The organism is Affinundibacterium fentianense (assembly GCF_018139545.1).
Taxonomy (GTDB): Bacteria; Pseudomonadota; Gammaproteobacteria; order Burkholderiales; family Burkholderiaceae_D; genus Undibacterium; species Undibacterium fentianense.
In genome coordinates, this window is the sequence record NZ_JAGSPJ010000051.1 from 1 (window position 1) to 276 (window position 276).

The 276-nt window shown below is 55.1% G+C and carries 1 protein-coding gene; it reads right to left on the reverse strand.

What is annotated here, in order from left to right:
• On the reverse strand, positions 1-276 hold a 276-nt coding region (locus KDM90_RS17715), incomplete at both ends, for a hypothetical protein (RefSeq protein ID WP_212676950.1).

A 276-nucleotide genomic window follows, 5' to 3' on the forward strand; every position in this document is an offset into this window, starting at 1 on the left:
CCGTTTCTGCTGTCGCCGATTCCAAGATTGTGTCGTCGACTGTTCCTACCGTCACCGTGAAGCTGGACACGCCCGCTGGGACGATCAAGTTGCTACCGACCAAGCTCACGCCATTGCTGAACGTTGGAGTGGTGTTGTAGTCACTCGTCGCTGTCGCTGTACCGCCACCCAAGGTGTAGGCGTAGGTCGACGCAATTGTGGTACCCGATGTCAAGGACACGGTGTACGTCAGGTTATTCCCTTCCACTACATTACCACCACTGACCACTGTACTAA